Annotated in this window: 10 protein-coding genes; 6 read left to right on the forward strand and 4 right to left on the reverse strand. The window is 65.1% G+C overall.

The window, feature by feature from the left end; genetic code table 11:
* Positions 1–4: 4 nt before the first annotated feature.
* Genes WS62_RS01480 through WS62_RS01490 form a run of 3 tightly spaced genes read left to right on the forward strand, consistent with a single transcriptional unit; the run spans position 5 to position 5447 of the window.
* A complete protein-coding gene (locus WS62_RS01480) occupies positions 5–1078 on the forward strand; it encodes an HlyD family secretion protein (RefSeq protein ID WP_066566763.1) in 1074 nt (357 codons plus the stop codon).
* Complete coding sequence (locus tag WS62_RS01485; protein WP_066566765.1) at positions 1075–4320, forward strand: ABC transporter ATP-binding protein/permease; 3246 nt, start codon at positions 1075–1077, stop codon at positions 4318–4320. Before WS62_RS01480 ends, WS62_RS01485 begins: the two co-directional genes overlap by 4 nt.
* 2 nt (positions 4321–4322) lie before the next feature.
* Positions 4323–5447, forward strand: coding sequence for an ABC transporter permease (locus WS62_RS01490; RefSeq protein WP_066485945.1), 1125 nt, complete (start codon positions 4323–4325; stop codon positions 5445–5447).
* A 578-nt stretch (positions 5448–6025) separates the two neighbouring features.
* On the opposite strand, the gene WS62_RS01495 is transcribed toward WS62_RS01490, so the two are convergent.
* Entirely contained in the window at positions 6026–8113 is a 2088-nt protein-coding gene (locus WS62_RS01495) for a putative bifunctional diguanylate cyclase/phosphodiesterase (protein WP_066566767.1), read from the reverse strand.
* Positions 8114–8485: 372 nt separating this feature from the next.
* Between WS62_RS01495 and WS62_RS37205 the strand changes: the two genes are divergently transcribed.
* The gene (locus WS62_RS37205; RefSeq protein WP_442855054.1) at positions 8486–8800 is read left to right on the forward strand and encodes a hypothetical protein; all 315 of its coding nucleotides are present in this window, start codon (positions 8486–8488) and stop codon (positions 8798–8800) included.
* Positions 8801–9203: 403 nt separating this feature from the next.
* The gene (locus WS62_RS32175) at positions 9204–9368 is read left to right on the forward strand and encodes an FmdB family zinc ribbon protein (protein WP_025990365.1); all 165 of its coding nucleotides are present in this window, start codon (positions 9204–9206) and stop codon (positions 9366–9368) included.
* Between the two features lie 121 nt (positions 9369–9489).
* Here WS62_RS32175 and WS62_RS01500 read toward each other — a convergent pair whose 3' ends face one another.
* Positions 9490–10638 carry an aromatic ring-hydroxylating oxygenase subunit alpha gene (locus tag WS62_RS01500; protein ID WP_066566769.1) on the reverse strand — a complete coding sequence of 383 codons (1149 nt, stop codon included), beginning with the start codon at positions 10636–10638 and terminating at the stop codon, positions 9490–9492.
* 431 nt (positions 10639–11069) lie between these two features.
* Between WS62_RS01500 and WS62_RS01505 the strand changes: the two genes are divergently transcribed.
* Positions 11070–11579: a hypothetical protein gene (locus WS62_RS01505; protein ID WP_066485953.1), complete on the forward strand. Its 510-nt coding sequence runs from the start codon at positions 11070–11072 to the stop codon at positions 11577–11579.
* Positions 11580–11634: 55 nt separating this feature from the next.
* On the opposite strand, the gene WS62_RS01510 is transcribed toward WS62_RS01505, so the two are convergent.
* Positions 11635–12087, reverse strand: coding sequence for a hypothetical protein (locus WS62_RS01510; protein WP_082720598.1), 453 nt, complete (start codon positions 12085–12087; stop codon positions 11635–11637).
* A gap of 131 nt (positions 12088–12218) precedes the next feature.
* On the reverse strand, positions 12219–13244 hold the full coding sequence (adhP, locus tag WS62_RS01515) for an alcohol dehydrogenase AdhP (protein WP_066566774.1): 1026 nt from the start codon (positions 13242–13244) through the stop codon (positions 12219–12221).
* Positions 13245–13418: the final 174 nt, after the last annotated feature.

Raw genomic sequence — 13418 nt, forward strand, 5'->3', positions numbered from 1 at the left:
TGTCATGATCCAGGTCACCAGGAAACAGATCGCCGCCGCGGCCGCCGTCGTCGCGGTCGCGCTCGGCGGTTACTACGGCTGGACGCTGTTGCGCCATCAGGGCCCGGGCGACGGCTTCGCGAGCGGCAACGGCCGCATCGAGGCCACCGAGATCGATGTCGCGACGAAGCTGCCCGGCCGCATCGACGAAATTCTCGTCGACGAAGGCGATTTCGTGAAGGCGGGCCAGCCGCTCGCGAAGATGGAGATCCAGGTGCTGCGCGCGCAGTACGACGAAGCGACCGCGCAGCGGCAGCGCGCGCTGAACACGGCGGCCGGCGTCGAGTCGCAGGTCGCGCAGCGCAGGAGCGACAAGGTGGCCGCGCAGGCAATGGTCGTGCTGCGCGAAAGCGAGCTCGACGCCGCGAAGCGCCGGCTCGTGCGTTCGGAGACGCTGTCGCGCGAAGGCGCGTCGTCGATGCAGGAGCTCGACGACGACCGCGCGCGCAGCCGCAGCGCGCAAGCGGCCGTGTCCGCGGCGGCCGCGCAGGCCGCCGCCGCACAGGCCGCGATCGAGGCGACCGAAGCGCAGCTCGTCGCCGCGCATTCGGCGGTGACGGCGGCCGATGCGACCGTCGCGCGCGTGCAGGCCGACATCAACGACAGCGAGCTCGTATCGCCGCGCGACGGCCGCGTCCAATACCGCGTCGCACAGCCGGGCGAAGTGCTGCCCGCGGGCGGCAAGGTGCTGAATCTCGTCGATCTGTCGGACGTCTACATGACGTTCTTTCTGCCTGAAACGGTCGTCGGCCGCGTCGCGCTCGGCGCCGACGCGCGGATCATCCTCGACGCCGCGCCGAACTACGTGATTCCCGCGACCGTGTCGTTCGTCGCGAGCACCGCGCAGTTCACGCCGAAGACCGTCGAGACCGCGAGCGAGCGGCAGAAGCTGATGTTTCGCGTGAAGGCGCGGATCGACCGCGAGCTGCTGCAAAAGCACTTGAAGCTCGTGAAGACGGGGCTGCCCGGCGTCGCATGGGTCCGCGTCGATCAGAGCAAGCCGTGGCCCGCGCAACTGACGGTCAAGGTCGCGCAGTGAGCACGCCGAGCGTCGTTCGATTCACGGACGTCAGCCTGCGCTACGGCAAGACGGTCGCGCTCGACCGGATCACGCTCGACGTCCCCGCCGGCCTCACGATCGGCCTGATCGGGCCGGACGGCGTCGGCAAGTCGAGCCTGCTCGCGCTCGCGTCCGGCGCGCGCGCGCTGCAGACGGGCGGCGTCGACGCGCTCGGCGGCGACATGCGCTCGCGACGCCATCGCGAGCGCGTGTGCCGGCGCATCGCGTACATGCCGCAGGGGCTCGGCAAGAACCTGTATCCGACGCTGTCGGTCGAGGAAAACCTGCAATTCTTCGCGCGCCTGTTCGGCCATGACGCCGACGAGCGCCGCCGCCGGATCGACGCGCTCACGCAGAGCACGGGCCTCTTCCCGTTCCTGACGCGGCCGGCGGGCAAGCTGTCGGGCGGGATGAAGCAGAAGCTCGGCCTGTGCTGCGCGCTGATCCACGATCCCGACCTGCTGATCCTCGACGAGCCGACGACGGGCGTCGATCCGCTCGCGCGCGCGCAGTTCTGGGATCTGATCGCGCGGATTCGCGCGGAGCGGCCGACGATGAGCGTGATCGTCGCGACCGCATACATGGACGAGGCGCAGCGCTTCGACTGGCTGATCGCAATGGACGCGGGCCGCGTGCTCGCGACGGGCGCGCCCGCCGAGCTGCTCGCGCGCACCGGCTGCGACACGCTCGAAGCGGCGTTCATCGCGCTGTTGCCGGAGGACAAGCGGCGCGATCACAAGCCGGTGAAGATCGAGCCGCTGCGCGCCGACGCGCGGGCGGGCGTCGCGATCGAAGCGCGCGGCCTGACGATGCGCTTCGGCGACTTCACCGCGGTCGATCACGTGAGCTTCCGGATTCGCCGCGGCGAGATCTTCGGCTTCCTCGGCTCGAACGGCTGCGGCAAGTCGACGACGATGAAGATGCTCACGGGCCTCCTGCCCGCGACCGAAGGCGACGCGCAGTTGTTCGGCAAGCCGGTCGATCCGAAGGACATCAACACGCGCCGGCGCGTCGGCTACATGTCGCAGGCGTTTTCGCTCTACAGCGAGCTGACGGTGCGGCAGAACCTCGTGCTGCACGCGCGCCTCTTCGGCGTGCCGGCCGCCGGCATCGGCGCGCGCGTCGACGAGATGGCGCACCGCTTCGGCCTCACCGACATCTACGACACGCTGCCCGACAGCCTGCCGCTCGGGATGCGCCAGCGGCTGTCGCTCGCGGTCGCGATGGTCCACAAGCCGGAGCTGCTGATCCTCGACGAGCCGACGTCGGGCGTCGATCCCGTCGCGCGCGACGGCTTCTGGCAGTTGATGATCGATCTCGCGCGCCGCGATCAGGTGACGATCTTCATCTCGACGCATTTCATGAACGAAGCGGAGCGCTGCGACCGGATCTCGCTGATGCACGCGGGCCGCGTGCTCGCGAGCGACTCGCCCGCCGGGCTCGTGCGTGCGCGCGGCGCGGCGACGCTCGAAGACGCGTTCATCGGGTATCTCGTCGATGCGTCGGCGCAGGCGCAGGAGCAGGAGCAGGAGCAGGAGCAGGAGCAGAAGCAGAAGCAGAAGCAGAAGCAGGACGGTGACGGCGCGATGGGTGGGGCGAGTTCCGCGCATCGGCAACGCACGGCCGGTGGGAATGTCGATGCCGATGTCAATACTCACGCCGATGCGCGTGCAAGCGCTGGCGCGCGAGCCGGCGGCGCGGGCGGCGTTCGAGCCGACATGAAGCGTTCGGCCGATATCAATACGGCAGCCGAAGCGAGCGCCCATGCCGAAGCTCGGGTCGAAGTCGAAATCAAGGACGGCGCCGATGCCGGCGTCGAAGGCGAAATCCGCGGCAAAACCGGAGCCGAAGCCGCAACCGGAGCCGAGGTCGGCATTGAAACGAGAGGGAAAGCGAAGACAGTGGCCGGCGTCGCCCCCCACGCCCGTCACGACGCCGGCGCCTCGGCCGACAGCGATGCCGACGCCGGCATCAAACTCGAAACCCGAGACAGAGCCGGCGCCGCGTCACGCGCCTTATCCGGAGCACCCGACGCACCCGCCCCGCTCGCCGCTTCGCCGCCATCCGCGCCAAGCGTGATCGACCCGCCCCACCGCGCCTTCAGCGCCCAGCGCGCGCTCAGCTACATGTGGCGCGAGATGCTCGAACTACGCCGCGACCCGGTTCGCGCGACGCTCGCGCTGGTCGGCTCGCTCGTGCTGATGTGCGTGATCGGCATCGGCATCAGTCTCGACGTCGAGGATCTGACCTACGCCGTGCTCGACCGCGACCAGACCGAGCTGAGCCACGACTACGCGCTGAACCTGTCCGGCTCGCGCTACTTCGTCGAGCGGCCGACGCTGTCCGACTACGCGGAGCTCGACCGCCGGATGCGCGACGGCGAGCTGTCGCTCGCGATCGAGATCCCGCCGAATTTCGCGCGCGATGTCGAACGCGGCGCATCCGTGCAGATCGGCATGTGGATCGACGGCGCGATGCCGCAGCGCGCGGAGACGATCCGCGGCTACGCGATCGGCATGCACACGATGTGGCTGTACGACCAGGCGCAGCATCGCCTCGGGATGACGGCCGCGCCGCGCGCGGACATCGTCACGCGCTATCGCTACAACCCGGACGTGAAGAGCCTGCCCGCGATGATCCCCGCCGTGATGCCGCTCCTCTTGCTGATGCTGCCCGCGATGCTGACGGCGCTCGCCGTCGTCCGCGAGCGCGAGCTCGGCTCGATCCTGAACCTGTACGTGACGCCCGTCACGCGCACCGAGTTCCTGATCGGCAAGCAAGTGCCGTACGTCGTGCTCGCGATGCTGAATTTCCTGCTGATGACGGTGCTCGCGCAGGTCGCGTTCGACGTGCCGGTCAAGGGCAGCTTCATGACGCTGCTGTTCGCGGTGCTGATCTTCAACGTCGTCGCAACGGGCATCGGCCTGCTCGCATCGACGTTCACGCGCAGTCAGGTCGCCGCGATCGTGATGACGATCATCGGCACGATGATTCCGACCGTGCAGTTCGCGGGCCTGCTGACGCCGCTGTCGTCGCTCGAGGGCACCGGACGCTTCATCGGCCTCGTCTATCCGGCGACGTACATGCTGTCGATCAGCCGCGGCGTGTTCAACAAGGCGCTGTCGCTCGCCGATCTCTACTCGCAGTTCTGGCCGCTCGCCGCATCGGTGCCGGTGATCCTCGGCGCGACCATACTGCTCTTGAAAAAACAGGAACGCTGATCATGCAGCGCCTCGCGATCGTCTACCGTCTCGGCGTCAAGGAACTGTGGAGCCTCGTGCGCGACCCGATCCTGCTCGTGCTGATCGCGTACACGTTCACCGTGTCGATCTACTCGGCCGCGACCGCGCGCCCGGACACGCTGCACATGGCGCCGATCGCGATCATCGACGAGGATGCGTCGCCGCTGTCCGCGCGGATCGCATCGGCGTTCTTCCCGCCGCAGTTCGCGCTGCCGAAGATGGTGACGCTCGCGCAAGCGGACCGCGGGATGGATGCGGGCGACTTCACGTTCGCGCTCGACATCCCGCCGAACTTCCAGCGCGACGTGCTCGCGGGCCGGCCCGCGCAGATCCAGCTGAATGTCGACGCGACGCGGATGAGCCAGGCGTTCACGGGAAACGGCTACGTGCAGCAGATCGTGAGCGGCGAGATCGACGATTTCGTGCGGCGCTACCGGACGAACGCGACGCCGCCCGTCGACATCGCGATGCACATGCGCTTCAACCCGAACCTCGACCAGACGTGGTTCGGCTCGCTGATGGAAGTGATCAACAACGTGACGCTGCTGTCGATGGTGCTCACAGGCGCCGCGCTGATCCGCGAGCGCGAGCACGGAACGATCGAGCACTTGCTCGTGATGCCGGTGACGCCGGGCGAGATCATGATGGCGAAGGTGTGGTCGATGGGGCTCGTCGTCGCGTGCGCGGCGGTGTTCTCGCTGATGTTCGTCGTGCGCGGCGCGCTGCACGTGCCGATCGAGGGATCGGTCGCGCTGTTCGTCGTGGGGATGGCGATTCACCTGTTCGCGACGACGTCGATGGGCATCTTTCTCGCGACGCTCGTGCGCAGCATGCCGCAGTTCGGGATGCTGCTGGTGCTGGTGCTGCTGCCGCTGCAACTGCTGTCGGGCAGCCTGACGCCGCGCGAGAGCATGCCGTTCGCGGTGCAGAACATCATGCTCGCCGCGCCGACGACGCACTTCGTCGAGATCGGGCAGGCAATTCTCTATCGCGGCGCGGGGATCGAGACGGTTTGGCGGCAGTTTCTGATTCTGGCGGTGATCGGAACTGTGCTGTTCTTGCTGTCGTTGAAGCGGTTTCGGAAGACGATCGGGCAGATGGCCTAGAGAAGAATCGGCGCGGGCTGGTTGTTGGGGAATGCCGTGAAGATGCTAAGGAATGGTTGGCGGTGCTCGCTGGTGCCACGAGGCGGATGTGGCCTGCGTTCCGCTGGTTTCCGCCGATCACGACCGGTTGAATCCGCAGCCAGTTTCGGCCGTTGGCCCTCGCTTTCACAGAGACATTCAAACGTCACCTCCGCCTTGGCAGCGGACTTTCGAGCGCCGTTCCTGTTCGTCGCGTCGTCGGCCTTATGCAAAGTTCTCCATCAAGCAGAGGGATTTTTTTGGTTAGCGGTCGCGACTTCGGACGTATAGGCAGGCCAGGCAAGGTCAGCCCGCTGACCGGTAACGCCGTTTGCGCTGAACTGCCCCACTGGCGGTTGCTTCGATGGGCATTGAATCGTCGCTGCGCTCAATCAGTGCCCTTCACGCGCGTCAGCGAGACACTGAACCATGACGAAGCGGCGTGTTCGATCAGGTGGCGACGGTGCGGGCGTAGACGTGGGTGAGGTAAATCAAGGCGACGACCGGCCACACGTGGCCAACTCCATTGTGCATCGCTCACTGCGTCGCACGTAAGCGCCTCATTCAGCGCCGTGCAGCACATCGCTGCGCGACACCTCTTCGATAAACTGATTCGGCGGCATCGGCTGCCCAAGTAGCCATCCTTGCAGCGAGTCGCAGCCCAGACGGGTCAGGAACGCCTGCTGCGCTGCGGTTTCAACGCCCTCCGCAACAATTTTCAGGCCGAGCGTCTGGCCAAGCGCAACGATCGCGGAAACAATCGCCGCGTCCTCCGTGTCATGAGCGAGATCATGGACGAAACCGCGATCGATCTTCAGCTCGGTGGCCGGCAATCGTTTGAGATAAAGCAGGCTCGAATAGCCGGTACCAAAATCGTCGAGGGCGATGCTCACGCCGATGTCGTGCAACTGCTTCATGATCAAGACACTCGAATCGACATTGCTCATTGCAGTCGATTCCGTTATTTCCAGCGTTAAACAGCGTGGATCCAGTGCATGGCGCTTCAACACATCGCGTACTGTCCGGACCAATCCAGCATGAGCGAACTGCACCGGCGACACATTGACTGCCATGGTCCAGGCGTCATGGCCGGCGTTGCGCCACGCCTTCATCTGCCGACACGCTTCGTCCAGCACCCATTCGCCGATCGGTACGATCAGGCCGCTTTTTTCCGCCAGGGCGATGAACTGGTCCGGCAGAATGAGACCGCGAGTGGGATGTTGCCAGCGCAGCAGTGCTTCCGCGCCGATCGCGCGGCCGTTGGGCGCGTCGAATTTAGGCTGGTAGTAAAGGACCAGTTCGCGTCGCGCAAGGGCCATGCGCAGATCCTGCAGGATCCGTAGATGCTCATGTACATTTGCATTCATCGAAGCTTCGAAGAAACAGTAGGCGTTGCGGCCCTGGGCCTTGGCCTGATACATCGCCGCGGCGGCGTGGGTCAGCAGGTCGCGCTGAGTGGCGCCATCGCTCGGGTACATCGCGATGCCGACGCTGATCGAGAGACGCAAGTCGTGGTTGGCGACCTGAAAGGGCTCGCGCATCACGATCAACAGTTCATCGGCGAACGTGGCAGCGTACGCCGGCTCACCGACGCTCGCCAGCAACACGAATTCGTCCCCTCCAATGCGGGCGACCGTATCTTGCGTCCGGGCGTTGGCCTTGATGCGTTGCGCGACTTCGGCCAGCAATAGATCGCCAATATGATGGCCGTAGGCATCGTTCACCTCCTTGAACCCGTCCAGGTCCACGAACATCAGGGAGAATCCGACTTTCTCGCGATCGGCGCTCTCGATTGCACGATCGAGTCGGTCTTCCAGCAGCACGCGATTGGGAAGTTTGGTGAGGTTGTCGTGCAAGGCCAGGTACGTCAGTTCCTGGTTGGCCTCGGCGAGCGAGCTCGCCAGCACGGAGGCGAGCAATTCCAGCCGCATTTCCTCCAGCACCGAAATGACCAACGCGATAGCCATCACCGTCAGCGTGACGCTGATGATCAGAACCGCCAGCGCTCGGGTGCTGATCCCGGTGTCCGCCGCCCCGCAGACGCTGCCAAGCGGGAACTGCGCCGCTGCCATCCCGGTGTAATGCATGCCGGCGATCGCAAAACCCATGACCACCGCCGCCCCGGCACGCGAGAGCTTGCCCCAGGATGCCTGCTGACGCAGTTGGAAAGCAATCCACAGCGCGGCACCCGACGCGGCGATGGCAATGACGACAGAGAGAATGAACAACGACGGGACGTATTGAATGCCGGGCGTCATCCGCATCGCCGCCATGCCCGTGTAGTGCATCCCAGCGATGCCGATGCCCATCAAGACCGCCCCCAGCGCGAGACGCAGCCACGGCAGTTCCTCCTGGCAGACCAGCCATAACGCGAAGGCCGAGGAAACAATCGCGATCAGCAGCGACAGTGAGGTCATCGCCGGGTCGTAGCGAAGCGGGATGGGCAAACTGAAGGCCAGCATGCCGAGGAAGTGCATCGACCAGATGCCGGTTCCCATCGCACAAGCCCCGCCGGCCAGCCACCAATACGCCGCGCGTCCCTGAGCAGTGGTAACGCGGCGGGCCATATCGAGCGCCGTGTAAGACGCCAGAATCGCCACCAACACCGAGCACAGTACGAGCAAAGGGTCATAGCTGCTTGAAAGCATCGCTGGCTCCTTACTTGCGCGTCACGCCCTGTACGGTCTGTGCCCGAAGCCCTTCGCTCGCAACGGCGCAGGTTAGTCCAACCGGGCGCTCGTCGCGAACCATGCAATGTGTCAGCATGAGGCCGACATAGCGCCGGCGCCGCCATGGGCGAGGCGCACAAGCTCAATCAGGTCCTGCGCGGTGCGGCTCCTCCGGGCGCCGTTCAGGTCAAGGGTGCAGGAGGTCAAGGCCGTTGGCACGTTACGAAAATTGGTTTCGTGTGACGAAAGTATCGGTCACTTCCTTAGGAATTCAAGTCAGCCAGCGCTGAATCTCGTGTGGTAGAGGTCGCCTCAGAATTCGGAAAATAAAGCACGGTAAGCCGGTTGTCTGTGCCGTTGCTCAGGGTCAGCATCAAGCACGCCGCCAACCAACTTGCCAAAATAAACCGGCTAGGTTCGTATTTATCTATGGAGAAACGAACCCCACATTGCAAGCCGACTGTGGGGGCGATGCTCTCGCTGGCCGTCATCGCAGCATCACTTGCGTGGCAGGGCCGCTGCCATCGCGGCGAACCCGAGCGGCCCGAGCCGTTCTCCGGACCGGCCGAAGCCGTGGTCCGCATCCTCCTCGAGCAATGGATCACTTTTCCTCGCTTCGTATTCTCTGGCGGCTGGACGCGGGCCTTGCGCGAAGCATCGCGATAACCAGCGCCCCGATACCGCGGTAGCCAATGCATCGTCCGCAGCCGGTTGAAAAAACCGATGGCGCGAAAAATTGCCGGAGATGCACCGCTTCATCTCGCTCCCGTGCGGGGAATGAGCATCGCCTCGTTTGTGAGCTTTGTAGGCATTCCGGAGGGTCGTCACGACGGGCAATCGGGTGAAGCCCTGAAATACCCCCACGCCTTCGGAAGCTGCCACCGAGCCTGCACAGCATCGAATGGCGGTTCCGGGTGGCGTACCGCCCCTCGACGACAGACACAGGCCGGCCACGAATGAACGATTAGGTCTGCACCATCTCCAGCACTACAATGCCTCATTGGGGTGCTGCGCACCGTCCGGGCTTCATCCGTCGCAGCACGTGCAAGTTTCGTGCTGGAGGGATGCCATGCCGACTTACCAATACCGTTGCGAGAAGTGCGGCGAGACGTTCGAACACGTTGAACATCTCGCGGAGCATGAAACCGCTCATCCGAACTGCCCGAAGTGCGGAAGCGAACAGGTTCAACACATACCGACGCCGTTTGTTGCAAAGACGTCGAGAAAAAGCTGAACGCCGCCCGCCACCGTCCATTCGCTTTTTGATGGGTGGTCCTTCTCAAAGCAAAGGACGTCTGCCCGGTGGGCAAGCGGCGGCGTATGAAACCGGTGCGCCAGCCAAGTGTGACCGGCCATCAGGCGTCATTCGCCCTCGCCGCCACATTGGCCTCGGCGTCAGGCCGCGTCGCCACCTCGCGGATCGGGATCACGGTGCGGCCGCCGCAATTGCGCAGCAGGTCGCGCAACTCGTTGATGACCGGAAACACCTCGTGGTTCCAGTCCGCACCCTGCCTGTCGTGGGCCTCCTGCTCGCGCTCGACGATCCAGCGGTCCTCCTCGAAGATGCGTTCCGTGAACCAGACCAGCAGCGGCCATGCCAAGTCCAGCGCAAACGGAATGCCGGGCTTGCGGATGGAAAGCAGGCCGAACGTGCGATTGGTGCGCTGCGCCGCATCCAGCGGTACGTAGACGATCCACAGATCCATCACCAGCGCGCCGTCGCCCGAGCGGATCTGCAGGGTCTGGTATGGATAGCCGGTGCGCACCGTCATCACATCCTTGTCGTCCTGGCCGCCGTGCTGCTTGCTGGCGCCAAACACCAGCGCCTCGCCCACCGGCTGCTTGCCTGCCATGCGCGCGAACGTGTACTTCACTTCCACCCAGTCCTCGCCGCGACTGCGGCCGAGGGAGCGCGCGCGCATCTGCCCCATCCGCCGCCGGTGCAGGAACTGGTGGTTCATATCCATCAGGTTCTCGTGCATGAACGAGTAGTGGCACTTGACCTCGCGGCCAAAGCGGCGCGTCTTGTACGCCTTGTCGGCCACCGAAGCCAGCGCGGGTAGCGGCCGCGCTTCGGCAAGCGCCGCATCGCCGGTAAACACAAAGATCAGACCGTGCGCCTCGCGGCACGGATAGGCACGCACGCCGTTGGGCAAGCGCTCTCGGCCGAGGTATGGCACATCGACGCAGTGGCCGCTGCAGTCATAGGTCCAGCCGTGATAGCCGCAGCGGATCGACTCGCCTTCCACCACGCCCGCGTGCAGCGGCACCTGTCGGTGTGCGCAACGGTCTTCCAGCGCGAATATCGTACCGGACCGGGTACGCACCAGCACGATCGGATCGCCGGCAAAGTGCACCCCGAGGGCCTTGCCCCGCTTGACCTCATTCGACCACGCCAGTGGATACCAGTGATCGGGATGGATCGGCACGCGGCGCAAGTCGCGCACGGGCGCGCTGGCGACCGGATCGTTGGCACTGCCATCCAGCAAAGGACCTGCCTGCATGCGTGACGCCTCCTTGCATAACGGGTGTTCCGACCGTCGCCACAAGCAAAAGCATGAGCGAACGGGGGATCCGGTGCAGTCTACGCGCATCGGGGGGGATGAAGGTCCGTTTGCCATGGCGGATGCAACCGGTCACCGGTACAGATCGGCGATGAAGCGCCGACGTGGGCCGATAAGCGACTTCCGTCTCCCCGCAGATCTAGAAGAACTCGAAAAATCGCCGTAACGCGCGACGCAAACCGCGCGCGCCGGCGCGCTTCGCGTGCCCGGCAACCGCGCGGCACGCGCCTTGCCGAAGCTTGCGTTTCACCTAGACTTCGTTACATAAGCCGCGAAAAACAAGCCTGTCGCGCACGCGGCTCGCCGGGTAGAACATCATCGAAGTCACAGGTCCGACGCATGCGTTCAGGCGATCCCTGACAGAGGTCATCATGAGACGGATCTATTTCCTGCTGCCCGACGCGGACATGGCACGGGTGATCGTCGACGAGTTGTTGCTCAAGCGCATCGAATGGCGGCGCATCCACGTCGTCGCGAACGACAGGATTCCGCTGGAAAATCTGCCCGAGGCGTCGATCGCGCAAAGCAGCGATCTGCTGCCCGCGCTCGCTCGCGGAACCGCTGCCGGCGGCGTCACCGGCGCGCTCGCCGGGCTCGCCGCGATCGCGTTTCCGCCCGCTGGCCTCACGATCGCGGGCGGCGCGATGGTCGCGTTCGCGATCGCCGGAGCGGGCTTCGGCGCGTGGGTCGGCACGATGATCGGCGTGAGCGTGCCGAATACCCGGCTGAAACACTTCGAGGACGCCGTCGAAAATGGCGAATTGCTGATGATGATCGACGTGCACCGCGACCGCGTCGAGGAAATCGAAGCGCTGATCAAGCAGCATCATCCGGACGCCCATCTGGAAGGGACCGATCCGACTATTCCTGCGTTTCCGTGACGCCATTCGAGCCGTGGCCGTTCCGGGCCGTCCGTCGAGATCGAATTCCGGCCTGCTATCGGATCAGATCGCGCATGTCGTCGCCGACATGATGGGGATGGTCGCCGGGATAGGCTCGAAGGTCCGCCCGTACGCAATTGACCCACGGATTCCCCGCAAAACCGGCCGGATAATCGTAAGGCGAATCTCGCATTCTCACGACATCGCCGGCTCTCAACGCAGCCGCCACCGACTCGGTCAGCTCGGAGCGATAGTCGCGCCGACGCCGATAGAAGTCGTCGGCCGACACGACGAGATTGATGGGTCTGGACAAATGAACCGGCGTGCTGTCGCCGGTATACACATCCGGAAAATCCAGCATTTCGTGGATTTCCAGCGTGTAGCGATCGTCGAGCGATCGCAAGCTGAGCTGATATGTCCGACGTTCGCCGTTCACTTCGCGCACCTGCAGCCGGTAGCGATAAACAGGCGCCCTCGCTTCATTGTTTACGTTCGATTCTTTGACCACGTTTTCCAGTCATTCCTTAGTCGTTCTGTCATCCGCGACTTCGGCAAGACGATGTCAGTCGCAGTGCAGCAGCCGCATGCTTTCGAGCCTCGGGCAAACGCAGGCGGCCCCGCCGCCCGCGCTCCTTCGCCTCACTCTGCCGTCAACACGATCCGCCCATCGACCTTCCCGGCCCGCAGCGACGCGAATATGTCGTTGATGTTCTCGAGCTTGTCGCGATGAATATGCGCGCGTACGAGCCCTTCGGCCGCGAAATCGAGCGACTCCTGCAGATCGCGCCGCGTGCCGACGATCGACCCGCGCACCGTGATCCCGTTGAGCACCGTCGAGAAAATCGGCAGCGGAAAATCGCCGGGCGGCAGCCCGCTCAGCGCGACCGTCCCGCCGCGCCGCACCATCCCGAGCGCCTGCGCGAACGCGCCGCGCGACACGGCCGTCACCAGCACGCCGTGCACGCCGCCGATCTCTTTCTGAATCACCGCCGCGGGATCGCTCGTCGACGCGTCGACGACGAACTTCGCGCCGAGCTTGCGCGCAAGCTCGAGCTTCTCCGGCGCGACGTCGACTGCCACGACGTGCAGCCCCATCGCGTTCGCATACTGGACCGCGACGTGCCCGAGCCCGCCGATCCCCGAAATCGCGATCCATTGGCCGGGGCGCGTGTCGGTCACGCGAATGCCCTTGTAGACGGTCACGCCCGCGCACAGGATCGGCGCGATCTCGTCGAACGCCACATTGCTCGGCAGATGGCCGACGTAGTTCGGATCGGCGACCACGTACTCCGCGTAGCTGCCGTTCACCGAGTAGCCGGTGTTCTGCTGCTCGTGGCACAGCGTCTCCCAGCCGGTCTGGCAATACTCGCAATGGCCGCATGCGGTATAGAGCCACGGCACGCCGACGCGATCGCCTTCCTTCACGTGCTTGACGCCGTCGCCGACCGCCGCGACGAAGCCGACGCCCTCGTGTCCCGGAATGAACGGCAGCGTCGGCTTGACCGGCCAGTCGCCGTCGGCCGCGTGCAGATCGGTGTGGCACACGCCCGATGCCTTGATGTTCACGAGAATCTGGCCCGGTCCGGGTGTCGGCACGGGGACTTCCTCGATGCGAAGCGGTTCGCCGAATGCGTGCACCACCGCCGCTTTCATGTATTGCGCCATCAGTCGCTCCTGGTTGGTTCGATGACCGATCGAGTATCGATCACGCGCGGCGCCGGTCATTGACGTGCGTCAACCGCGCCCGGCGCGCCGCGCGGACTCGTTGACGATTCGCTCCCTTTCCGGAATGTCGATGCGCGCCGCCGCGCGCGGCGGCTCACGATCCGGCGGACGTGC

The organism is Burkholderia sp. ABCPW 14, assembly GCF_001523835.1.
In the GTDB taxonomy this organism is placed as follows: Bacteria; Pseudomonadota; Gammaproteobacteria; order Burkholderiales; family Burkholderiaceae; genus Burkholderia; species Burkholderia mayonis.